Origin of the sequence: Corynebacterium sp. MSK150, from assembly GCF_030229215.1 — a bacterium.
In the GTDB taxonomy this organism is placed as follows: domain Bacteria; phylum Actinomycetota; class Actinomycetes; order Mycobacteriales; family Mycobacteriaceae; genus Corynebacterium.
On record NZ_JASPHM010000046.1, the window covers coordinates 1 to 413 of the forward strand.

Annotated in this window: 1 pseudogene; it reads left to right on the plus strand. The window is 50.8% G+C overall.

The features are described from left to right. A pseudogene (locus tag QP941_RS11565) lies at positions 1–413 on the plus strand (hypothetical protein); the annotation flags it as partial.

Consider the following 413-nt stretch of genomic DNA (forward strand, 5'->3'; position numbering starts at 1 on the left):
CGCATCCTGGTCAAATTTTCTCGGCATATTCCAGATTTTCCCATCTACTCAAACGGAACAAAACCTGGGACACTTCAGCTAAAAGAAATCATCGAATACTACAACTTAAAACGACCCCATAGAGCCCTAAACAGAACCACCCCCGCAGAAGCCTATACAGCCCTACCAAAAGCGCATCCAACACAAATCAAACCAGACCACGACTACCGCCTACGCACCGACAAAGTAGGCACCAACGGCAAAACAACCCTGCGATGGGGCGGCAAACTACGCCGCCTCTACATCGGACGCAGATGGGGCGGAGAACCCATCACAATGGTCTGCGTCGACAACCACGTCGACATCAAAATAACCGCCACCGGGGCACAAATCGCCGCCTACACACTCACCGAAGAAAAGATCTACTACAACAA